Source organism: Pacificoceanicola algae (genome assembly GCF_049341065.1).
Taxonomy (GTDB): domain Bacteria; phylum Pseudomonadota; class Alphaproteobacteria; order Rhodobacterales; family Rhodobacteraceae; genus Pacificoceanicola.
Map to the genome: position 1 here is coordinate 108,484 of NZ_JBMPIX010000003.1, position 20,843 is coordinate 129,326.

The following is a 20,843-nucleotide window of genomic DNA, read 5'->3' on the forward strand; positions in this document are numbered from 1 at the left end:
CGAAACGCATCCCTGCAAACGGATTTAGTGGCTGAGCGCGGCGCCAAACACCGTCAACGTCGCCAGGATCATGACCAACTGTGCCGAGGGCATGCTGTCTTGCGCGGCAGCTTGCTGAATGACAATCGGTTCGACCACAGGGTCCGTGTACCCGTCTGCCAGCGCGCCAGATATGGGCAGCATTGCAAATGTCAGTGCTACAATCGTTTTCTTCATAACTTTCCCCCTTTGGTAAAAAAGGCCTCGATATTGCGGGGGGAAACGATTGGGAGTCAAGCAAGTGCTGGTATTATAGGCCACGTGGTATTACCGTTTTGACAAAACATGAACTGGTTTTCCGGGGATTTGGGCTGAATAGCCATATTGGCGAACCCGAGAACTGGTGCAAAACCGCAAGATAATGAGAGAGCAGAAAAATGGTTGCTGAGACAAAAACTCGAAAGCGCAGGGCGTCCGCGGCGGACACGCCCGAGGCCGCCGTCGGGAAGCCCCGCAAAACGCGGGCGAAAGCCTCGCCCATCGTCGAGACCCCGGCGCACGGTGCAGCGCCTGACGTCACAGCATCGGAAAAGGCCGTCAGGCAAAGCGACGCGCCCTCTGTTTCCGAAACGGCGCAGCAGCCCAAGGTCGAGATGAAGAAGAAAGAGCTGATCGATCTTGTGGTCGAACGTTCGGGCGTCAAGAAACGCGATGCCAAGCCTGCGATTGAAGCGGCTCTTGTGATCCTTGGTCAAGCCCTTGCCGATGGGCGGCCTTTGAACCTCCAGCCGCTTGGCAAGGTGAAGGTCTCCAACACCAAGCAGAAGGACAACGCCCTTGTCCTGAACGCCCGTGTGCGCCAGTCCAGCAAGGACGAAATTTCCTGATCGGCCCCCTTGCACCCTGTAGCAAGGGGCGCTAATACGCGCGGCACGGGTGATTAGCTCAGTGGTAGAGCGCTTCGTTCACATCGAAGATGTCAGGAGTTCAAATCTCTTATCACCCACCAGTTTCCAGCAAAGCGCGCCTCTGACGAGGTGCGCTTTCGTCGTTTTGGACTGGGGCATATGGTCGGCTGATCGGTCGATTTGAAAAGAATGCAAAATGCCTGTCACGAGGGGCTTGCCAAGCGCGAAAGCTTGCGGCAAAAGCGGCGCAGCGGGTGATTAGCTCAGTTGGTAGAGCGCTTCGTTTACACCGAAGATGTCGGGAGTTCGAGTCTCTCATCACCCACCATTACAAGCCATTTATTTGAAAAAGATACTTGAGTATCAGGTGCTTGGGTCGCGCTGTCTGTTACCACAGACTGTTACCACAGGGCGCGAAAATGACGGTTCTGAGAATGACGAATCCAGTACTTCGAAACGGGGTCTATTGGCTGCGGGTTGCCGTCCCCAGACCCCTGCGAGAAGCCGCCAAGGGGCGGTCTATCGCTTTGTCTGTCGGGGAACTCGCTAAGACCCTCAAAGTAGGCGAGCGTGTCACCACATCGCTGCACACGTCTGACAAGGCCGAAGCGCGTCAGCGGGCGGCGCAGGTTCTGGAGCAGGCTGAGACCTTCTTCGCCACGTTGCGGGGCCAGCGTCCCGCACTCACGCACAAGCAGGTAATCGCCTTCGCGGGCCAGATGATGCAGGAAGTGATTGCGGAACATGACGACGATCCCGGCAGACCAGATGTTTGGAAAGACGTGCTGGCAATAGAAACAAGGCTGGGGGCAGGGAGCGTTGAAAGCTGGTCTCTGGACGCGACTGGCACCCCCCGCCAGTTGACCCGCGAAGAAGCCCTCATGGCCCGCTACGCGCCTGCTATCGCCCGTGTGGAATCCCGTCATGCGGTCTACCTAACCGACGATGACAAGGCCCGTTTGGTCGATGCAGCCCACCGGGAAATGGTAGATGCCGCCAAGGTTAACCTGCGCAAAGCCGAAGGCGACTATTCGGATGGCGGACACCGTGACAGGCACCCCAAGTTGGAACGTCCGAGTGCGCGTGAAAAGGTCCACCAAAAGAAAGAACCGCTGGGGCATTGGTCTTTCGCAGAGGTTATAAACCGAGAGGAAGCCCGCCGGTCTAAGGGGGCCGACGCCAAGCCATTGTCCGACGCCGCGCTCAGAAAATACAGGCTGCACTGTGGTCGCTTTGCAGCCTTCCGGGGCAGCGATGATGTGCGGACCGTGACGCCGCGAGAGGCTCAGGATTGGCTGGATGCGCTGGCGGACGACCCCAAACTGAAAGTCAGCAATCGGGTCCGTGGCGAACATCTCAACAGTGTCCGCGCGGTCATTGGTTACGCGATTGCCGAAAGCCTTGGCGAGATATTTCCCAACGGCAATCCGCTGGCAGTCGTCAAAAAGCCCGCGTTTAAGCCCAAGCCCAAAGGGTCCGCTGCGCTCACCTTCGAAGAAGCCCGCACGATCCTTCTAGCTGCCCGCAAAGACACCCGACCCCATATCCGCTGGATGCCTTGGCTGATGGCGTATTCCGGGGCGCGGGTTGGTGAGGTCGGGGCGCTCGCAAAGGACAGCTTTGCCGAACTTGACGGGCGCTGGTTTTATCACATTCGGGGCAGCGCAAAGACTACGGACAGTATCCGTATCGTTCCAGTGCACCCGGCGCTTGTCGAGGAAGGGTTGATGGATTTCGCCAAAGCCAGCGGCCCAGGTCCGTTGTTCACCAAGTCCTGCAAGGCTGTGTTGCTGCGCTGGATACGCGAGGATTTGAAGCTGACCCGCAAAGAACTTGCCCCGAACCACGGCTGGCGGCACCTCTTTGCCGATTTTTCGCGGGTCTGGATGAACAACGATTCGATGGTGCGGGCGCTTGCCGGTCGTGCCGACCCCGGTTCTATGTCGCTCTATGGGGGCAGTCAGGCTTTGTGGGCTGGTCTCTGGGATCACATGGCCCGTGTTCCTGCGATCCCGCTGGATGTTCGCACCGTGGATGACTCAGGGAAGCCCTCAGAGGTACCCTAGGAGTCACCTCACCCGACGGGCGGGGGGTGAGTGGGATGCACCAAACGGCCACTCTCAGGCCCCCACAGAATCCCTGTTGTGGCGTCGTGGAAAGGTGCGGTTGCGGCACCCTTCCCACGGTTCTTTTCGGTAATTCTACCAAGTCACCCGCACGGCCCATGACGGCAGGCACAGTTGCCATTCACCGGGCCAGCGGATGAGGTAGGCCCACGGCTCTTGCGGGTGGATGCGCGGGGATTTCTCGATATGTATGGTCATGGTCGTGCCCTCCAAGGCGATGGTTTCATCTGTCAGAGGGAAGGTGCCGCCGGTCGTGGGATAAACCCACAAGTGGACTGGTCGTCACCCTTCCACCTGATACAGGATTGGGCCGATCTGGGTAAGACCAATGGACGGTGAACAGACTGTTTTGGGGAAACCTTTAAGGCGACCGTCTAGGGCAATACTATGCTGCCGTTTGAGGTGTCGTCTAAGTTGGTCGGGCTGTCGGGTCATCCAGAACAAGAAGCCCCTTTTGCGAGAACGGACCCAGCTAGCTTTGATGGTCTTTCAAGTGCCTGGGTCTGTGTCCCAGAGGGCGTGTCTTGTCGGACGATCCCCGACCGACGATCCACCTTAGAAATATCGACCCAGCCACCCGTCATGTTCTTTACGGTGCCGGGGTCGGTATCCTGTCACATCTGTTCTTTGTCAGGTGACTCCCGACCGATGGACATCTTGAACACCACCCCAAACGATCCCGTAACGCACCCTTATATATACTGGGTGAGGGTGGATTGTGCGGCCAGCGTCCTTGGTCGGTCGTCAAGACACCCCGGAAGTAAACCCGGAATGTCCCCTATATATACTGGGTGAGGGCGGATTAGTCGTTCCGCCCCGCCGTTCCTGCGCCGGTCGCATATCCCGGATACGTTGCAGGAACGCCGCCGGGTCTTGTTCGCAGTAGGCTGTTGCCGGTCTATGCGACCCCCTTGGGTGAGGGTGGATTTCTCGAACTTGGTCACTGTGGGGCACTGGGCTGTTTTCCACCTCGCCTGTTTCAGGTTCACCGGCGTGGCCTGACACCCAATCCCAGACCCTGCAATTCAAGAGGCGCTGGGCAAACCGATCTGCCAGATACGGGACAGGGGGGTACGCGGGGCTGTTGCGGTAACACGCGGCTCTATCGTGATCAGCCTTGGCGAAGTCAGGACGGGAAAGGACGCCCCGCAGATGCGTATCGCCGCCCCGTGCCGCGTCCAGCCAAGCCTTGAGAAGCCCCAGACGTTCCCCCGGCGGGGTCGCATAGTAGGTCTCATTCAGCCACACCAGGGTGGCCCTCTGACGGCGCTTCAAATACCGGCGGTCTGGGCTGTCACTGGCGGACGTTGAACCACGGGCACTGTTCCGGCTGGCCTTCTTCTGACAGGCTGGGACGCAAAACCGCTGGTTCTTTCGGCGCGGATGAAAGGTGGCACCGCAGCGGGGGCATTCGCTGTTCGTTGAAGGGGTACGGTCGCCCGCACCCCCCTTCACAAAGCCTTCGATCAGGTCAAGGCTCATTGGTCGGCCCCGTCAACGCGAAACCGCCCGTCCACTAACGACCAATTCCCGGCGGCCTTCTTCGCCAGTCTATCAGCGCGTTCGTTTCCGGTGGTTCCGTTGTGGCCCTTGACCCATTCAACTCGGACCAGCGGGTGGGCGTCGATCAACTGGTCAATCCGTTGCCAGATTTCCATGTTCGCAACCGGCTTTCGGTCGCTTTGACCCGAAAAATCAGAGATTGTGAACACCGTGCCGGCAAAACTTTCGCCGTCTATCGTATTGAGCGAGGGGGAAGAGTTGTTCTGCAAGGCCTGTTGGATCTCTGCCGCATTCAGAAGCGCCGCACCGTCATAGTTGCCGGTGATCCGCTCAATCCCGCCGTCACTGCCCGCAAAATCGTCAATGCTGCTGTCTGGCAGGATATAGACCTCTAGCCGGGTGCCGCTGCCATCAACGATGTCATGCAACAGGGCAGAGTCAAAGCGCAGGCCGATTTCGACGGTTCCCAAGTGTTCACCATCGTCGGTCACCGGGCTGATGCCGCGAATGCCAAGGCCCGCGCGTCCACGTTCCAATCCGGCCAGGGGAACACTTTGCGCATTGGCCTGCACAACCATCTGCCGAAAGCCAGACAGGTCGTCGCCGTATTTGTCGGGATTGTGGACCCGGAGGATGGAAATGGCGTCTGGCGTGTGGAACTGGAATTGCGCGACGCCGGTGGCGTCTGACATGGCGGCGAAATCCTTGACGAAAAGCCGGTGCAGGCCCTTGGTGTCAGCCTTGGAAACGGCACGTTGCACGCGCGGGATGGCGGCAATTGTCTGCGACATCGAAAGCGCAGTTTCGATACGCGAGTTCAGCCCGGCCAGCACGCGCGCCTGCATCTGCTTCAGCTCGCGGCTGCTGCCCTCGTCGATGAGCTTTTGCGTGCCAAGATAAAGCGGCGTCGCCACCAGCGCCACGGAGACGAAAGCACACACAAGAATAGCCCCAATGATCCGATACTTGAGCGACATCGGCCAACACTCCCACACATTTTCCCGGAACCGGGGTAGCGCTTGAGGGCTTGATCAATCATGAACCGGCGCAGGCAGAGTACAAAGCGTTTGACTTCAATTGTAAAAATCCAGCCGCCGCGAGCTGCGGCGTTCTAATGGGCGCGATATAGTTGCCATTTAAATTCAGTTTCCAAGACGGTGTTCGCGCAGATTGACCGCTAGGGGACGGCACCACGGATTGCTCAAATTTTCGCGGAATTGCCTTGGCTTAAATCCTTTTCAGAGAGGATAGGCGGCCTTTGCAAGCCAAGGCCGCTGATGGGTCAGGAGGACAAAAGCTTCATACCGCGGTCGATCCCGTCCAGTGTCATGGGCACCATGCGGTTTTCAAAAATCTCGCGGATCATTTCGATGCTTTGGGTATAGCCCCAACGCTGCTCGGGCACCGGGTTCAACCACAGATGATCGCTCCACTGTGCCCGCGCACGCTCCAGCCAGACTTGTCCGGCCTCGGCGTTCCAATGTTCGTTGGCGCCGCCGGGATAGGCAATTTCATAGGGCGACATGCTGGCATCCCCGACAAAGATGCATTTGTAGTCCGGTCCATAGGTGTTCAGCACTTCCCATGTGGGGGTCTGGTCATTGTAGCGGCGCTTGTTGTCGCGCCAGACGCCTTCGTACAGACAGTTGTGGAAATAGTAGTATTCCAGATGCTTGAACTCGGCCCGTGCGGCGGAGAAAAGTTCTTCCACCATCTTGATGTACGGGTCCATTGAGCCACCCACATCCAGAAACAGCAGGACTTTCACCGCATTGTGCCGCTCGGGGCGGGTTTTGACGTCAAGATAGCCGTGTTCGGCGGTGGCGCGGATGGTGCCGTCAAGATCCAGCTCTTCCTCGGCGCCGCTCCTGGCCCAGCGGCGCAGTCGTTTCAGTGCCACCTTGATGTTGCGCGTGCCCAGTTCGACGCTGTCATCGAGATTTCGAAACTCTCTTTTGTCCCAGACTTTTACAGCCCTTTGATGACGCGATTCATTTTGTCCGATACGCACGCCTTCGGGGTTGTAGCCATAGGCTCCAAAGGGCGAAGTGCCCGCCGTGCCGATCCATTTGTTGCCGCCTTGATGGCGCCCCTGTTGCTCCTTGAGCCGCTCTTTCAGGGTTTCCATCAGCTTGTCGAACCCACCGAGCGAGTCGATCTCGGCCATTTCTTCCGGCGACAGATGCTTTTCCGCCATCTTCTTCAGCCAGTCGTCGGGCAGGTCAACGGCCTCAAGCACCTGCTCAAAACTGATCGCCTCAAGGCCCTTGAAGCTCGCCGCAAAGGCCTGATCGAAACGGTCAAGATGGCGTTCGTCTTTCACCATGGCGCTGCGGGCAAGATAGTAAAACGCCTCGACGTCATAGGTCGCAAGCCCTTTGCCGACGGCTTCGAGGAAGGTCAGGTATTCTCGCAGACTGACCGGGACACCGGCTTTGCGGAGATTTTCAAAGAAGGGAACGAACATGCGCTGACACTAGGGCAGGGCGACGGCGACTGCAATTGCGCGCAATCCGCCCCGGACATGATCCGGGGCGCGATGCCGGTCAGGCGAGTTTTTCGATACCGATGGTGGCAACCAACCCCACCAGCGCAAAGATGATGGCGTAGACCGCCGCATATTGCGCGATATCCGCGAAGTTGCCTTTGCGACGGGCGGCTTTTGCCCCGCCGATGATGGCGCCCAGCAGGGCCCCGATGATCACGATCATAGCGCGCCACGTCTCCGTCTGAGGGGGCTGAGCGAGCCGATCTCGCGTAGTTTGGCCCGCACCGCCCAATCCGAGCCGAAGCCGTATCGTGCCCAGCCCAGACTGTCCAGCCGGACCTGACGGCCTTCGCTGACGCGGCCCGACATCTCGAGCGCTTCGGCGCGCAGCATCATCAGCGTCGCCAGCAGTGCGGCGTTCTCGTGCTGGGCGGCGGTACCCAGATGCGGAGAAATCAGGTAAAGCGCGTCTTCGGGGCGGTTGGCGCTGATGGCATAGGCGGCCAGTTGCGAAGCGACATAGGCGCGGTGCAGGCGGGTTTCCGGCGACGTGCCAAAGTAGCGTTGCGCCAGAACAAAGTGGTCCTGCGCGGCCTCGGGATCAATCGCTTGCAGCAATCGGCCCATGGCATAGTGCGAAAAGGCACGGCGGTGATCCGTCCAGCCCATGGCGGTGGCGACTTTCAGCGCTTCGGTGGCGGCATTGCGGCGCTCGGCGGGGCTGGCGCCCGGTCCAAGCGCGGTCTGCACGGCGTCGATCCAGACACGCGGGGTTTTCGACAGGCGGCGCGCCACACCATTTTGTCCGGCCGGGTTGATCCGCGCCAGAATGGCCGGCAGACGGTCCGCGACCTCGTTGCGGCTCATCCCGTTGTGCAGTTCGGGATCGTAATAGGCGCGAAGGATGAGCATATCAAAGCCGGTCAGAACCGTGTGCACGTTGTCGTCGTTAAAGACGCTGTCGGGCAGGCGGTACAGATCGTTGAGCGGGCCAAGCGCCTGCGCCAGTTCTTCGTGCAGGCAATCGCGGGCCTCTTGCGGGCTGGCGTCATTGGGCAGGAAGATGGCCAGTCGCTGACGCGACTTGAGTCGCGACCAGCTGACCTTGTTCGAGCGGCGCGCGGCGGAATATTCCTTGAGCGAACTGACATTCGGCACGACGAAACAGGCGGCGGTCGGCAGGTTCTGGCGGATCTCGGCGCGGGTCACGGCCTGAATGGTGACATTGGCGGTGCCATTGTCGGTGCGGGATATGTCGATGCCTGCCTCGGTGCGCAACCGGTGCAAGAGACGGTTCAGGTCCGGCGCCAAGTTGGGCGGCGGGGTGCCGGTGACGCGCACGCGGATCGGTTCTTCAAAGCGCGTCATCCTTTGCAGGCCGCGTCCGCTTTCGAGCGAGAAGGCGAGGTCGAGGAAATCGCGCGCGATGTCCGAATTGGAGCCCATCGGCGGTGTCGGGCGCGGCACCGAAAAGCTTTTCATCGGCGGCAGGTTGCTTTCCAGCGAGGCCGCCGAGCGGGTGGTTGTGTCCGTGGGGGCCACCGGCATACAGGCGCCCAGCATCAGGTAAAGCGGAAGAATGTAACGTCTGGCTTTGCGCATCACGGCCTCTGGTATTTGATGAAAGGGGTGACGACGCCGATCCGATCATAAAGAAGACGGGCGGTGTCGTTGAACTCCTGAGTCAACCAGTAGACAGTGGGGGCGCCGTGATCGTCGGCGGCCTGATAGACCGCTTCGATCAAGGCACGGCCAATCCCTTTTCCGCGCACGGAGGGGGCAGCGTAGAGGTCTTGCAGATAGCAGACCTCTTCGATTTTCCAGCCGTGACGATGGAAGAGATAGTGCACCAGCCCCACGACACGCCCATCCACCTCAGCGACCATGCCGCTGAAGTCACGAGGATCATCCCCCAAGAGGCGCGCGAACAAGGTCTGGTAGACCTCTTCGCTGACCGTGCTGTTGTAGAAGTCCAGATAGGCTTTCCACAGCTCACGCCATATAGGTTCGTCCTCGTCGCGCAGGGCGCGAACGATTACATCGTCGGTTTGGGACACTTTAAGAAGCCTGCCTGCTCGTTGTTTTACTCAGATGTTCAAGACATCCGGTGTTTTTCTGTCCTCTGTGGGGACACTATAGGGCGAAAGATTGGTTTTTGCACAGAGGCTGATTCGGCGGGTTGGGATTTTTTTCGAGGCTCCGCCCGTAATGGCTATAAGTCCATTAAATCAAGGGGTTGATCTGTGCAGTCATGCAACAATCACGCCGGGTCTTTGGCATTGTTGCGGCAACAACCATGGCGGCATTGCGGCTTTTGCGACCCGAAAGCGCGCTATTGTCGCTGTTTTGGGAACGATAGGGTTAACCTTTATGCCTCGCGCGTTGACCAGCAGACAAACGTCACGCCAGCGCCGCGAGCGAGATCAGCGACAGCAGGCTGGTCCAGATAATCACCGGGGCAATGGCATCGGTGCGCACGCCATGAAGCATCGCGAGGGCGAAGGCCATGGCGCCCGACGGGCCTGCGGAATTCAGGAGAAACAGCTTGTTCCAGTCTTCGGGCAGCGGCGCGACATGCAAGGCGGCCCAGACCAGCAGGGGAAAGGCCAAAAGCTTGATGCCTGAAATCGCCATGACCGTGGGCGTCGGCAGGATGGCATGGCTGGACAGGATCACACCAAGCGCAAAAAGCGTCAACGGCGCGGCGCCGGCCCCGGCGAAATGCATGGCGGTCAAAAGCGGTTCGGGCACGGGCAGGGCGATCAGATTGGCCATGGATCCCAGCACAATGGCGATCAGAACCGGGTTCGAGGCTACCCGCCGCAGCGAGTCCATCGGCTTGGCCCGCCGATTGGCCATCAGATCGGTTGTGACGATGAAGAAGGCAAAGGTCACAGAGGCATCCCACGCGACGATGGCAGTGATCGGCAGGGCGGCGGCCCCTCCATAGATCAAGGTGGAGATCGGGTAGATATAGAGCAGTGAATTGACGAAGACCGTGGCCATGGCCAAAAGCCAGCTTTCCACGGTGTCGCGGCCAAAGACGCGGCGGGCAACGACAAAGGCTATGATGAACGTGCCGGTCTGACACAGCGCATAGATCACCAGCGCATCGAAGCGGAAGGCACTGAGGTCGACGCTTGCAATCAGGGGCAGGATCAGGGCCGGTTGCAACACCAGAAAGGCCACGCGATTGACTGCGGCGGCCTCGTCCCGGCTGATCTTGCCAAAACGTCCCAGCAAGAACCCGAGCGCCAGCATGGAAAACACCGGCAGAATGTTGTGCGTCAGAACGTGCAGCATCAGGCTTGCTTCCATGCGCCCCGGCTGAGCCAAGGCTCAGCGGCCCGCCCTCCAGCCGCGCCTGTCATCGTTGGCGTCGTGCCATGAAGGCCAGCCGTTCGAACAAATGCACGTCCTGTTCATTCTTCAGAAGTGCCCCGTGCAGCTTGGGCAGGGCGTCGGTGCCTTCGCGGCGCAGGTCCGCCGCGTCCATATCCTCGGCCAGCAGAAGTTTGAGCCAGTCCAGCACCTCGGAGGTGGAAGGTTTCTTCTTCAGCCCCGTCTGCTCACGCAGTTCGTAGAACTGGGTGAGGGCGGTGGTCAGCAGGCTTTCCTTGATGCCGGGATGATGAACCTCGACGATCTTGCGCAGCACGTCGGGTTCGGGGAACTTGATGTAGTGGAAAAAGCAACGGCGCAGAAAGGCGTCCGGCAATTCCTTTTCGTTGTTCGAGGTGATGATCACGATAGGGCGGACGAGCGCGCGCACGGTTTCGCCGGTCTCGTAGACGTGGAACTCCATCTTGTCGAGTTCCTGCAGCAGATCGTTCGGAAATTCGATATCCGCCTTGTCGATTTCGTCGATCAGCAGGACCACCTTGCCGGTGGCCTCGAAGGCCTGCCACAGCTTGCCTTTGCGAATGTAGTTGCGCACATCGTTGACGCGTTCGTCGCCCAATTGGCTATCGCGCAGGCGCGAAACGGCATCATATTCATAGAGGCCTTGCTGGGCCTTGGTTGTCGATTTGATGTTCCATTCGATCATCGGCAGGCCCAAAGCGTTTGCAACCTGACGGGCAAGCTCGGTCTTGCCGGTGCCCGGTTCCCCTTTGACCAGCAGGGGGCGTTCCAACGTCACGGCAGCGTTGACCGCCATGGTCAGATCGTCGGTTGCGACATAGCTTTCGGTTCCATCAAATCGCATCAACGCTTTCCTCACGATTGGTTTCATCACAAGCCCCTAAATCGCCATTTTTCGTCGCTATTGTGTAGTGACATCCCTCGGGGCTTGGGTTAAGTGCACGGCATAGGGGTGCCAGATATCTGAGGAAATTACCATGGCGGATATTGGCGTTGACGAGGAAGCGAAGATGAAAGCTGAAAGTTTTCTTCCCGATGACTATCGTCCAGCCGAAGATGAACCTTTCATGAACGACAAGCAGCTGGAATATTTCCGGCGGAAGCTTTTGACGTGGAAACAGGACATTCTCGCTGACAGCCGGGATACCATTGAAACGCTGCAGGAAGGGACGCGGAATATTCCCGATGTCACCGACCGTGCCAGCGAAGAAACAGATCGCGCGCTGGAATTGCGCACGCGGGATCGCCAGCGCAAGCTGGTCGCCAAGATCGATTCGGCTCTGCGACGCATTGAAGAAGGCGAATATGGCTACTGCGAAGTGACCGGTGAACCAATCAGCCTGAAGCGGCTGGATGCGCGTCCGATCGCAACCATGAGCCTTGAGGCGCAAGAGCGTCACGAGCGCCGTGAAAAAGTCCATCGCGACGACTGACCGCAGGGTCATTGGGCAAATTTAAGGACGCCGGGGCTTTTGCTCCGGCGTTTTTACATCAAGATCGGGCAGATGATATTGAACGGCAAGCATATCACCGTCCTTGGCGGCGGGATTGGCGGATTGGCGACGGCGCTGGCCTGTGCGCAGCGCGGCGCCAAGGTGCGTGTGCTGGAGCAGGCCGAAGCGATCACCGAGGTCGGCGCGGGCATTCAGGTCAGCCCGAACGGGTTGCGTGTCATCGAGGCTTTGGGGCTGGCCGAGTCATTTAAGGCGATCTCTGTTCAGGGCAGGGCAGTGTCCTTGCGCGATCACAGGCTGGGCCGCGAAGTGTTGCGGCTGGATCTGGGGCTGTTGCCCGCCGATCAGGATTATCGATTTGTACACCGGGCCGATCTGATTGATCTTCTGGCGTCGCGAACGCGCCAGGCTGGCATCAAGGTTCGGTTACTGCAAAGGGGTCTGTCAGTGACGCCCGGCGCGCCTGCCTCTGTCGAGCTGGCCAATGGTGACCGGGTGAAGGATGATCTGATCGTCGGCGCCGATGGCTTGCATTCGGTTGTGCGGCCCGCGTTGAACAGCGCGGCCAAGCCGTTCTTCACCCGGCAGGTGGCCTGGCGGGCAATCGTGCCGAATGTGACCGGTCACCCGAACGAGGCATGGGTCCACATGGGGCCCGGGCGCCATCTGGTCAGCTACCCTTTGCGCGGCGGCAGCATGGTCAACATCGTCGGCGCCGAAGAGCGTATCGCATGGGCCGAGGAAGGCTGGTCGCATCGCGGCGATCCCGATCAGATGCGGTGGGTGTTCGCGGGGTTTGGCGGTCCGATCCGGGGGCTTCTGGATCAGGTGAATGAGGTCAGCCTTTGGGGGCTGTATCGGCACCCTGTCGCTCGGAACTGGTACGGTCAGGGGCTTGCGCTCATGGGCGATGCCGCCCACCCGACTTTACCGTTCTTGGCGCAGGGGGCGAACATGGCGCTTGAGGATGCCTGGGTTCTGGCGACCTGTCTGGACAAAGAGAGCGAGCAAGACCAAGCGCTGGCCATGTATCAGGCGCGGCGGCGCGATCGTGTGGCCCGGGCGATTGCCGCGGCCAATGGCAATGCGTGGAAATATCACCTGCGCAATCCTCTGGTGCGCGGTGTGGCGCATCTTGGGTTGGGGGTGATGGGGCGTTTGGCGCCGGCAAAGATGTTGCACCAATTCGATTGGCTTTATGCGCACGATGTGACCGCGTCAGGTTGAGCCTGCGATACCATGACGACAGCAGCACTATTGGAGGGGGCGACGCGGGCGGGATACATGATAGAACGTCAGGCAAGGAGGATCGGCTGATGGATCGATTTGACGGAATTCCCGAACAAGCACTGGCGTGGCATGACGCCGGAACAGGGGCTGCCTTGGCCACGGTGATCGAGACATGGGGTTCGGCGCCGCGGCGCGTGGGCAGCCAATTGGCGATCTCCGGCACCGGGCAGATCGAAGGCTCGGTCTCGGGCGGCTGCGTCGAAGGCGCGGTGATCGTCGAGGCGCTGGAGGCGCTTGAAACCGGCGAAGCGCGCGAATTGGAATTCGGCGTGTCCGATCAGGACGCCTTTGCCGTCGGGCTGGCCTGCGGCGGCACGATCCGCGTGCTGGTTGAACCGGTGGGCAAGGTGCTGCCCGCCGAGATGCTGCGCGCGCTTTGCGAGGCCCGCGCCGCCCGCGCGCCGATTGCCTATGTGGCCGATCTGGACAGCGGCGCCCGCAGGCTGGACCGCAGCGGCCACGAGGATCGGTTCCGCATGGACCGTTCTGGCTTTGAGCCGGAAAGCCGGACATTTGTTGCGATCCACAACCCGCCGCTGCGCCTGATCGTGGTGGGGGCGGTGCACATCGCGCAGGCGCTTTTGCCTATGGCGCGGATTGCCGGGTATGACCCGGTGATCGTTGACCCGCGCGAAGCCTTTGCCTCGGCCCCGCGCTTTCCCGGCGAAACGCTTGTCCACGACTGGCCCGACGAGGCGATCGATAAGCTGGGTCTGGATGGGCGCACTGCCTTGGTGCTGCTGACACATGATCCCAAGCTGGATGATCCGGCTTTGCATCGCGCCCTGCGTTCGGGGTGTTTTTACATCGGTGCGCTGGGATCGACCCGGACCCACGCCAAGCGCGTCGAGCGTCTTGAACAGGACGGTTTCAGCGCTGATGAGATCGCGCGCATTCACGGGCCAATCGGTCTTGATATCGGCGCCTCCGGCCCGTCCGAAATCGCGGTTTCGATACTGGCGCAGATGACCCGCGTTCTGAGGAAAGGCGCATGAAGTTTGGCCCGGTGCCGCTCGACGACGCCGAAGGCGCTGTGCTGGCGCATTCCGTTGCCTTGGGCAAAGGACGTCTGCGCAAGGGCCGCGTGCTGTTGCCCGAGGATATCGCCCAGTTGCGGGCGGCGGGGCATGACCCGGTCACCGCCGCGCAACTGGAACCGGGCGATGTGCTGGAAGACCGCGCCGCCGAACATCTGGCGCGGGCGCTGGTCCCTGATCCCGACCGTGCGGGTCTGCGGCTGGGCAAGGCTGCGACCGGGCGTGTCAATATCTACGCCACCGCTCCGGGCGTGGTCGAAGTGATCGCGGACCGGATACATGCCCTGAACGCGCTGCATCCGATGATCACTGTCGCCACCGTCCCGGAATGGCAGCGCATCGAAGCGCGCGGCATGGTCGCGACGGTCAAGATCATCTCATACGCGGTGCCCGAAGCCGCGCTCGAGGCGGCCTGTCTGGCGGGTCAATCGGCGCTGCGGCTGCGCCAGACCCAATGCAAGATCGCCCAACTGATCCAGACCAGCACCGACCCGGACGAGACTGGCGACAAAGGTCAAGCGGTGACCAAGGCGCGGCTGGACCGGCTGGGGGTGACGCTGGGCAGCAAACATATCGTCGCGCATGAGACCGAGTCGCTGGCGCAGGCGATCCGCCAGACCGAAGCGGATGCGATCCTGATTCTGACCGGCTCGGCCACCTCTGACCTGCATGATGTGGCACCCGAGGCACTGCGCGCGGCAGGTGGGCGGGTTTTGCATTTCGGAATGCCTGTCGATCCGGGCAACCTGCTGTTCTTCGGCGATCTGAACGGGCGCCCTGTGATCGGCTTGCCCGGTTGCGCGCGCTCACCAGCGCTCAACGGCGCCGATTGGGTAATGGAGCGGTTGTTGTGCGGCGTCGCCGTGCGCCCCGGCGATATCGCGGCCATGGGGGTCGGCGGTTTGCTCAAGGAAATTCCGCAGCGCGGGCGTCTGCGCGAAGCCTAGAGCTTGTCCGCGATCAGGTTCGGAAACCTGCACTCTGGCGCGTTTCTCGGCTGCGTTTGTTTTGGGCAAAATAAAACCCGCCGGAGTGCGGCGGGTTTTGGATCGCTTGGATGGCTTACTTGGCAGTGGGGCCGATCATCATGACCATCTGCCGCCCTTCCATCTTGGGCATGTTTTCGACCTTGCCGATCTCTTTGACGTCTTCGGCGACCCGTTCCAGCAGTTCGCGTCCAAGATTCTGGTGCGCCATCTCGCGGCCCCGGAAGCGCAGGGTGATTTTCACCTTGTCGCCATTCTCGAGGAACTTGAAAACGTTGCGCATCTTGACCTCGTAGTCATGAGTGTCGGTGTTCGGGCGGAACTTGACCTCTTTGACCTCGATGATCTTCTGCTTTTTGCGGGCCTCGGATTCGCGCTTTTGCTGTTCGTATTTGAACTTGCCAAAATCCATGATCTTGCAGACGGGCGGAGTCGCGTTCGGCGAGATCTCGACAAGGTCGAGTCCGGCTTCTTCTGCCATCACCATGGCGCGCGCCGGTGTGACTACACCCACGTTTTCGCCTTCGGCGCCAATAAGACGGATTTCGGGGGCCCGAATGCGTCCGTTGACGCGGGGGCCGGTATCGCGCTGTGGAGGCGCGTTATGAGGTCTGCGGGCTATGGGATTGCTCCTGATTATTTCCGTTGATCGATTAAGTGCGCAAGGTAGACGTGCGCGAGAGGCGTTTCAAGCGGCATTTAGGCGAACATGCGCCGTTTGCCTTGGCTTTCCCCTTGCAGTTGCAGCATCCGAGGGTCACATCAAGGGGCAATAGGACCTTGGCAGTGTCGCCGAGGGGCCTTCGCATGGTTTAGGAAGGAAGAGTCATGAGGAATTTGATCCTTGTCGCTATCGCTGCCGTCGTCGCTGTCGGTGGATATATCTGGTACTCTGGTCAGGCACCGGAAGAGGCCGCCGAGCAGGCTGGCCAGACAATCGGTGCCCCCAAGGCGCTGGACAGTGCCGCAGAGGCCGTAGGCGAAGCCGCTGACGCCGCTGATGACGCAGCCAAAGCCGCTGCCGATGAAGCTGAAAAGGCCGCCGAGGCCGCAGCCAAAGCTGCCGATGAGGCCGCCGAAAAGGCCGCTCAGGCCGCAGCTGACGCCGCCGAAGCCACGGCTGAGGCGGCCGCCGACGCGGCTGCCGCCGTTGAACAAGCCGGTGAGACCGCCAGCGAGACCGCCAGCGAAGCTGCCGCAACAGCTGCCGATGTCGCCAGCGAGGCTGCCGATGCCGCAGCCGAATCCGCAAATGCCGCGGTCGAGGCAGCTGATTCCGCCGTCGACGCGGCCAAGGAAGCCGCGGGCGAAGCAATGGACAATGCCGTTCAATCCGCGACCGAAGCAGCTCAGGGAGCGATGGACGCCGTGACCGGGGCTGCTGATACAGCGTCTGACACAGGCGCTGCGGCGGCTGACGCTGCCGCCGACACCGCTGCCGATGCAACGGCTGCCGCCGAGCAGACCGTGACCGAGGCTGTAGACGCCGGGGCCGAAGCGGTCGATGCGGCGACGGACACTGCCGCCGAGGCTGTCGATACCGCAACCGCCGAACCGGCGGCCGAGGTCAAGATCGAAGAGCTTCTGACCGTTGACGGCTTTGATTATGACAAGGTTGCCGAATATATCGACAACTCGGATCTCAATGCGATTGCCAAGACCGGCGCCAAGGGCCTGCTGCAGCAAGCCAAGGACAATCCCGATGCGCTGAAAGGCATCCTGGACCAGTTGAAAACGACGCTGGGTCTCTGACCGCCGCAAGTCGCGCAACGTTCAAGGGCCGCCGGTGTCATCCGGCGGCCCTTTTTTGTCGTCAGTCCAATTCGATTGGCGGGGCCAAGGCCCAGCCCCGTGTCAGTCGAGAAAGGCCTTTTCGACCACGTATTGCTTGGGCGCGGAATTGGCGCCCTCTTCCAGACCGAATTCCTCGAGCATCTCCTTGAGCTCAAGGTTGAAGGCGAGGTTGCCGCAGATCATCGCGCGGTCGGTTTCGGGGTTCAAAGGCGGCACGCCGAGATCCTCAAATGCCTCGCCCGAGCGCATCAGGTCGGTGATCCGGCCCATCTTGGCGCTTTGTTCGCGGGTGGTCGTGGGGTAGTACTTGATCTTCTTCCAGAAGCCTTCCCCGATCACCTCGCCCAGCAACTCATCGGTCTTGAGCCCTTCGATCAGATCGTGGCCATAGGTCAGCTCACCAGCTTCGCGGCAGGTGTGGGTGATGATGACCTCGTCGTAATCCTCGTAGGTCTGCGGTTCGCGCAGCAGCGAGGCGAAGGGGGCAAAGCCGGTGCCGGTGGCAAAGAACCACAGGCGCTTGCCGGGCAGCAGCGCGTCATGGACCAGCGTGCCGACGGGCTTGGGGCGCAGGATGATCTCGTCGCCGACCTTAATGTGTTGAAGCCGCGAGGTCAGCGGGCCGTCCGGCACTTTGATCGAATAGAACTCCAGCTCATCGTCCCATGACGGCGAGGCGATGGAATAGGCGCGCAGCAGCGGTTTTTGCTTGCCGGTTTTCGGGTCGGGATCGCCCATCAGGCCGATCATCACGAATTCGCCAGAGCGGAACCGCATGGTTGCCGGACGGGTGCATCGGAAGGAAAACAGCCTGTCGGTGTAATGTTTGACCTCGGTGACGGTCTGGGCGTCAGGGATGGCCAGTTTCTTGGGCGCGTCGGCCTTGATTGCGGTTGCGTCTGTCACGGGTCTCAACTCTGTCATGGTCTCTCTTGCCGGTCTGGGTAAACCGACACCTCAGATTTAGCTTTGATCTAGGTCAGGGAAAAGGCGGCATGGGCGCGCGGGGGCAAAAGGCCCCTTTTGTCTGCCGCTGCTGTCGGGTTTCTCAGCCGCGCATGCGCGATTGGTAATCGTTTTCCTGCCAGTCGGCGCGAAAGATCCACTGATCCTGCGGCTGGCGGGCGGCAAGCTCTTCGTCGATCTCGACCTCGTCAAACCCGGCGCGGCGGGCCATGGCGTATTGGTCGGCGATCACGTGACCGCGGGCCCGCAGCCGCCCGGTATAGCCGCGCAGCCGCAGCAGGCGTGCCAGGGTAAAGCCGCGGCCGTCGGCAAAGCTGGGAAAGTCAATTCGCACCAAGGGCGAATTGGGCGCGGTCAGGGTGGTCGGGTCCGTGTCCGAAGCCAGATCGAGGATCGGGCCGTCATAGGTGTCTTCGGCAAAGCCGGTATCGGTGACGATGGGCATGAGTCTGTCCTTGTTCGGGTGCCGGGCTGTCGCCCGGTCTACATCTGTTGTCTGACGGGTTTGCCATCCACGAAATGGATGCCGCATTCGGTCTTGTCCTGATCGCGCCAGCGCCCGGCGCGCGGGTCTTCGCCCGGGGCGACCTTGCTGGTGCAGGGCGCGCAACCGATCGAGGGATACCCCTGCGCCACCAGCGGATGCTTGGGCAGGCGGTTTTCCTCCATATAGGCGCGCACGTCACCGGGGCCCCAGTGGGCCAAGGGGTTGACCTTGATCCGGCCTGTGGCCTCTTCCAGCTCGAAGAACTCCATTCCGGCGCGGGTCTGCGCCTGATAGCGTTTGCGACCGGTGATCCAGCCGTCAAACCCCTCAAGCGCCTTTTGCAGCGGTTCGGTCTTGCGCAGGGCGCAGCAAGCATCGGTGTCGGTCAGGCGCAGGGCTCCGTAGGGATCGCGCTGGTCCAACGTCTTTTGCGCGGTGCGGATGATGCGCAGGTTTTCAAGGTGCAGACGCTCGGCCAGTTCCTGCTGGTAGGTCAGGGTCTCGGCAAACAGCAGGCGCGTGTCGATGAACAGCACCGGCGTCTTGCGGTCGACCATGGCGACAAGGTGCAAGAGCGCCACGGATTCCGCCCCGAAGGACGACACCATGGCGATCCTGCCGGCTTCGGGATCGCGCAGCGCACCTTCGAGCACCGCCGTTGCGCCGTGATGGCGATAGCGGGCGTTCAGAGCGGCCACGCGGGCGCGCAAGGCCTCCAAATCCGGTGCCTCGGGAAGGCTGGCGCCTTCGAGATGGGTATTTTTGACAAGATGAAGGGTCATATCGGGCTATTCTGCCGCGACTCGGGCGCCTTCATTGTCGTAGAGGGCCGATTTGAAGGGCGCCATACCGAGGCGGCGATAGGTTTGCAGGAAGGTCTCGGTGCTGTCCTCGCGGTGTTCAAGATAGGCGCCGACCAGCCGTTCGATGGCTGGGACAATCTCGTCATAGCCAAAGCCCGGGCCGGTGCGCTGACCCAGAGCCGCGTTTTCGGTGTGATCGCCGCCCAGCGTGATCTGGTAGGTTTCCACGCCCGCACGGTCGAGGCCGAGAATGCCGATATGGCCGACATGGTGGTGCCCGCAGGCATTGATGCAGCCCGAGATCTTGATCTTGAGATCGCCGATGTCGTTCTCGATCTTCAGTTCGTCAAAACGCGTGGCGATTTGTTGGGCAACCGGGATCGAGCGCGCCGTGGCCAGCGCGCAATAGTCCATGCCGGGGCAGGCGATGATGTCGCTGATCTTGCCGATGTTGGCAGTGGCAAGGCCGTGCGATTTCAGACGCGCGTGAATCTCGGGCAGATCGGATTTGCGCACATGCGGCAGGATCACGTTCTGCTCGTGGCTGATGCGCAGCTCATCATGGCCAAATTCCTTGGCGATATCGGCCATGACGCGCATTTGATCCGCCGTGGCGTCGCCCGGCGTTGCCCCGTGCGCCTTGATCGAGATCTGCGCGATGGCATAGCCCGGCGCGCGGTGCTCGGCCAGATTGCTGTCGGCCCAGGCGCGGAACACCGGGTCGCCGTCATAGGCGCGGGTAAAGGCATCTTCTGACGCTTCGCGAAAGGCGGGCGGGGCGAACTGGGCCTTGATCTCGTCAAAGATCGCAAGGTCGGCGCCGTTGAACGCGGCACGGGTTTCGGCGAACCGCTCGTCCACCAGCGCGCGGATGGCCTCGATGCCATGCTCGTGGACCGTGATCTTGATGCGTGCCTTGTACTTGTTGTCGCGGCGGCCCAGCAGGTTCCAGACCGAGACGGTCGCCTCGACGAAAGGCAGCAAATCCTTTTGCGGCACGAAATCCTTGAGCACCTTGCCGATCATCGGCGTGCGGCCCAGGCCTCCCCCGACGATAACCTGATAGCCGATCTCGCCATTGCGGCGGGTGATGCGGATGCCGATGTCATGGGCGGCGGTCACGGCGCGGTCATTCGGGCTTCCGGTCACGGCAATCTTGAACTTGCGCGGCAGGAACTGGAATTCCGGGTGATCGGTGGACCACTGGCGCAGCAATTCGGCCACCGGGCGCGGATCGGCGATCTCGTCTGCGGCGGCGCCTGCGAAATGGTCGGCGGTCACGTTGCGAATGGTGTTGCCCGAGGTCTGGATGGCGTGCATTTCCACCTCGGCCAGGGCGTCCAGCATATCCGGAATGTCCGACAGCTTCGGCCAGTTGTACTGGATGTTCTGGCGTGTGGTGAAGTGGCCATAGCCCTTGTCCCAACGTTCGGCGATATAGGCAAGCTGACGCATCTGGGCGCTGTTCAGCGTGCCATAGGGGATGGCGACGCGCAGCATGTAGGCGTGCAATTGCAGATAGAGGCCGTTCATCAGGCGCAGCGGCTTGAACTCATCCTCGGTCAGCGAGCCGTCGATACGGCGCGCGACCTGGGCGCGGAACTGGCGATTGCGTTCTGCCACAAAAGCGGCGTCGAAGTCATTGTATTTGTACATCTT

The 20,843-nt window shown here is 61.0% G+C and carries 21 protein-coding genes and 2 tRNA genes; 9 read left to right on the forward strand and 14 right to left on the reverse strand.

The window, feature by feature from the left end:
- Positions 1–24: 24 nt before the first annotated feature.
- Positions 25–216: a hypothetical protein gene (locus ACOYQJ_RS05435; RefSeq protein WP_422904996.1), complete on the reverse strand. Its 192-nt coding sequence runs from the start codon at positions 214–216 to the stop codon at positions 25–27.
- A gap of 200 nt (positions 217–416) precedes the next feature.
- On the opposite strand from ACOYQJ_RS05435, the gene ACOYQJ_RS05440 reads away from it, so the two are divergent.
- The 4 genes from ACOYQJ_RS05440 to ACOYQJ_RS05455 all read left to right on the forward strand — a co-directional run bounded on the left by ACOYQJ_RS05440 (position 417) and on the right by ACOYQJ_RS05455 (position 2,953).
- Complete coding sequence (locus tag ACOYQJ_RS05440; RefSeq protein WP_422904997.1) at positions 417–866, forward strand: HU family DNA-binding protein; 450 nt, start codon at positions 417–419, stop codon at positions 864–866.
- Between the two features lie 47 nt (positions 867–913).
- Positions 914–988, forward strand: a tRNA-Val gene (locus ACOYQJ_RS05445).
- 151 nt (positions 989–1,139) lie between these two features.
- Positions 1,140–1,215 (forward strand) — tRNA-Val (locus ACOYQJ_RS05450).
- 91 nt (positions 1,216–1,306) lie between these two features.
- Positions 1,307–2,953 carry a DUF6538 domain-containing protein gene (locus tag ACOYQJ_RS05455; RefSeq protein WP_422904998.1) on the forward strand — a complete coding sequence of 549 codons (1,647 nt, stop codon included), beginning with the start codon at positions 1,307–1,309 and terminating at the stop codon, positions 2,951–2,953.
- A gap of 135 nt (positions 2,954–3,088) precedes the next feature.
- Here ACOYQJ_RS05455 and ACOYQJ_RS05460 read toward each other — a convergent pair whose 3' ends face one another.
- The 8 genes from ACOYQJ_RS05460 to ACOYQJ_RS05495 form a co-directional block, all read right to left on the reverse strand.
- On the reverse strand, positions 3,089–3,283 hold the full coding sequence (locus ACOYQJ_RS05460; RefSeq protein WP_422904999.1) for a hypothetical protein: 195 nt from the start codon (positions 3,281–3,283) through the stop codon (positions 3,089–3,091).
- Positions 3,284–4,491: 1,208 nt separating this feature from the next.
- Entirely contained in the window at positions 4,492–5,493 is a 1,002-nt protein-coding gene (locus tag ACOYQJ_RS05465) for a cache domain-containing protein (protein WP_422905000.1), read from the reverse strand.
- Between the two features lie 305 nt (positions 5,494–5,798).
- Positions 5,799–6,983: a vWA domain-containing protein gene (locus tag ACOYQJ_RS05470; RefSeq protein ID WP_422905001.1), complete on the reverse strand. Its 1,185-nt coding sequence runs from the start codon at positions 6,981–6,983 to the stop codon at positions 5,799–5,801.
- Positions 6,984–7,062: 79 nt separating this feature from the next.
- Positions 7,063–7,227, reverse strand: coding sequence for an apolipoprotein acyltransferase (locus ACOYQJ_RS05475; RefSeq protein ID WP_422905002.1), 165 nt, complete (start codon positions 7,225–7,227; stop codon positions 7,063–7,065).
- Complete coding sequence (locus ACOYQJ_RS05480) at positions 7,224–8,606, reverse strand: DUF2927 domain-containing protein (RefSeq protein WP_422905003.1); 1,383 nt, start codon at positions 8,604–8,606, stop codon at positions 7,224–7,226. The genes ACOYQJ_RS05475 and ACOYQJ_RS05480 overlap by 4 nt, the downstream gene beginning before the upstream one ends.
- Positions 8,606–9,061, reverse strand: coding sequence for a GNAT family N-acetyltransferase (locus tag ACOYQJ_RS05485; RefSeq protein WP_422905004.1), 456 nt, complete (start codon positions 9,059–9,061; stop codon positions 8,606–8,608). Before ACOYQJ_RS05485 ends, ACOYQJ_RS05480 begins: the two co-directional genes overlap by 1 nt.
- Positions 9,062–9,404: 343 nt before the next feature.
- Positions 9,405–10,322, reverse strand: a complete 918-nt coding sequence (locus tag ACOYQJ_RS05490) for an AEC family transporter (protein ID WP_422905005.1) — start codon at positions 10,320–10,322, stop codon at positions 9,405–9,407.
- Between the two features lie 49 nt (positions 10,323–10,371).
- Positions 10,372–11,211: an AAA family ATPase gene (locus ACOYQJ_RS05495; RefSeq protein WP_422905006.1), complete on the reverse strand. Its 840-nt coding sequence runs from the start codon at positions 11,209–11,211 to the stop codon at positions 10,372–10,374.
- Positions 11,212–11,377: 166 nt separating this feature from the next.
- Between ACOYQJ_RS05495 and dksA the strand changes: the two genes are divergently transcribed.
- The 4 genes from dksA to ACOYQJ_RS05515 all read left to right on the forward strand — a co-directional run bounded on the left by dksA (position 11,378) and on the right by ACOYQJ_RS05515 (position 15,095).
- The gene (gene dksA, locus ACOYQJ_RS05500) at positions 11,378–11,800 is read left to right on the forward strand and encodes an RNA polymerase-binding protein DksA (protein WP_422905312.1); all 423 of its coding nucleotides are present in this window, start codon (positions 11,378–11,380) and stop codon (positions 11,798–11,800) included.
- 72 nt (positions 11,801–11,872) lie between these two features.
- Positions 11,873–13,048 carry an FAD-dependent monooxygenase gene (locus tag ACOYQJ_RS05505; RefSeq protein ID WP_422905313.1) on the forward strand — a complete coding sequence of 392 codons (1,176 nt, stop codon included), beginning with the start codon at positions 11,873–11,875 and terminating at the stop codon, positions 13,046–13,048.
- 89 nt (positions 13,049–13,137) lie between these two features.
- Positions 13,138–14,106, forward strand: coding sequence for an XdhC family protein (locus ACOYQJ_RS05510; RefSeq protein ID WP_422905007.1), 969 nt, complete (start codon positions 13,138–13,140; stop codon positions 14,104–14,106).
- Positions 14,103–15,095 (forward strand): molybdopterin-binding protein, encoded by a 993-nt coding sequence (locus ACOYQJ_RS05515; protein ID WP_422905008.1) that lies wholly within the window; start codon positions 14,103–14,105, stop codon positions 15,093–15,095. Before ACOYQJ_RS05510 ends, ACOYQJ_RS05515 begins: the two co-directional genes overlap by 4 nt.
- A gap of 115 nt (positions 15,096–15,210) precedes the next feature.
- Here the strand turns inward: ACOYQJ_RS05515 and infC are convergent, their stop codons facing one another.
- Positions 15,211–15,774, reverse strand: coding sequence for a translation initiation factor IF-3 (gene infC / locus ACOYQJ_RS05520; RefSeq protein ID WP_500797225.1), 564 nt, complete (start codon positions 15,772–15,774; stop codon positions 15,211–15,213).
- Positions 15,775–15,962: 188 nt separating this feature from the next.
- Here infC and ACOYQJ_RS05525 point away from each other — a divergent pair, with 188 nt between their 5' ends.
- Complete coding sequence (locus tag ACOYQJ_RS05525) at positions 15,963–16,886, forward strand: translation initiation factor 3 (RefSeq protein ID WP_422905009.1); 924 nt, start codon at positions 15,963–15,965, stop codon at positions 16,884–16,886.
- Positions 16,887–16,988: 102 nt separating this feature from the next.
- Here ACOYQJ_RS05525 and ACOYQJ_RS05530 read toward each other — a convergent pair whose 3' ends face one another.
- From ACOYQJ_RS05530 to ACOYQJ_RS05545, 4 genes are all read right to left on the reverse strand, one after another.
- Positions 16,989–17,852, reverse strand: a complete 864-nt coding sequence (locus tag ACOYQJ_RS05530; protein WP_422905010.1) for a ferredoxin--NADP reductase — start codon at positions 17,850–17,852, stop codon at positions 16,989–16,991.
- Positions 17,853–17,976: 124 nt separating this feature from the next.
- Positions 17,977–18,339, reverse strand: coding sequence for a DUF934 domain-containing protein (locus ACOYQJ_RS05535; protein ID WP_422905011.1), 363 nt, complete (start codon positions 18,337–18,339; stop codon positions 17,977–17,979).
- Positions 18,340–18,377: 38 nt separating this feature from the next.
- On the reverse strand, positions 18,378–19,163 hold the full coding sequence (locus tag ACOYQJ_RS05540) for a phosphoadenylyl-sulfate reductase (RefSeq protein WP_422905012.1): 786 nt from the start codon (positions 19,161–19,163) through the stop codon (positions 18,378–18,380).
- 6 nt (positions 19,164–19,169) lie between these two features.
- Positions 19,170–20,840, reverse strand: coding sequence for a nitrite/sulfite reductase (locus ACOYQJ_RS05545; protein WP_422905013.1), 1,671 nt, complete (start codon positions 20,838–20,840; stop codon positions 19,170–19,172).
- Positions 20,841–20,843: the final 3 nt, after the last annotated feature.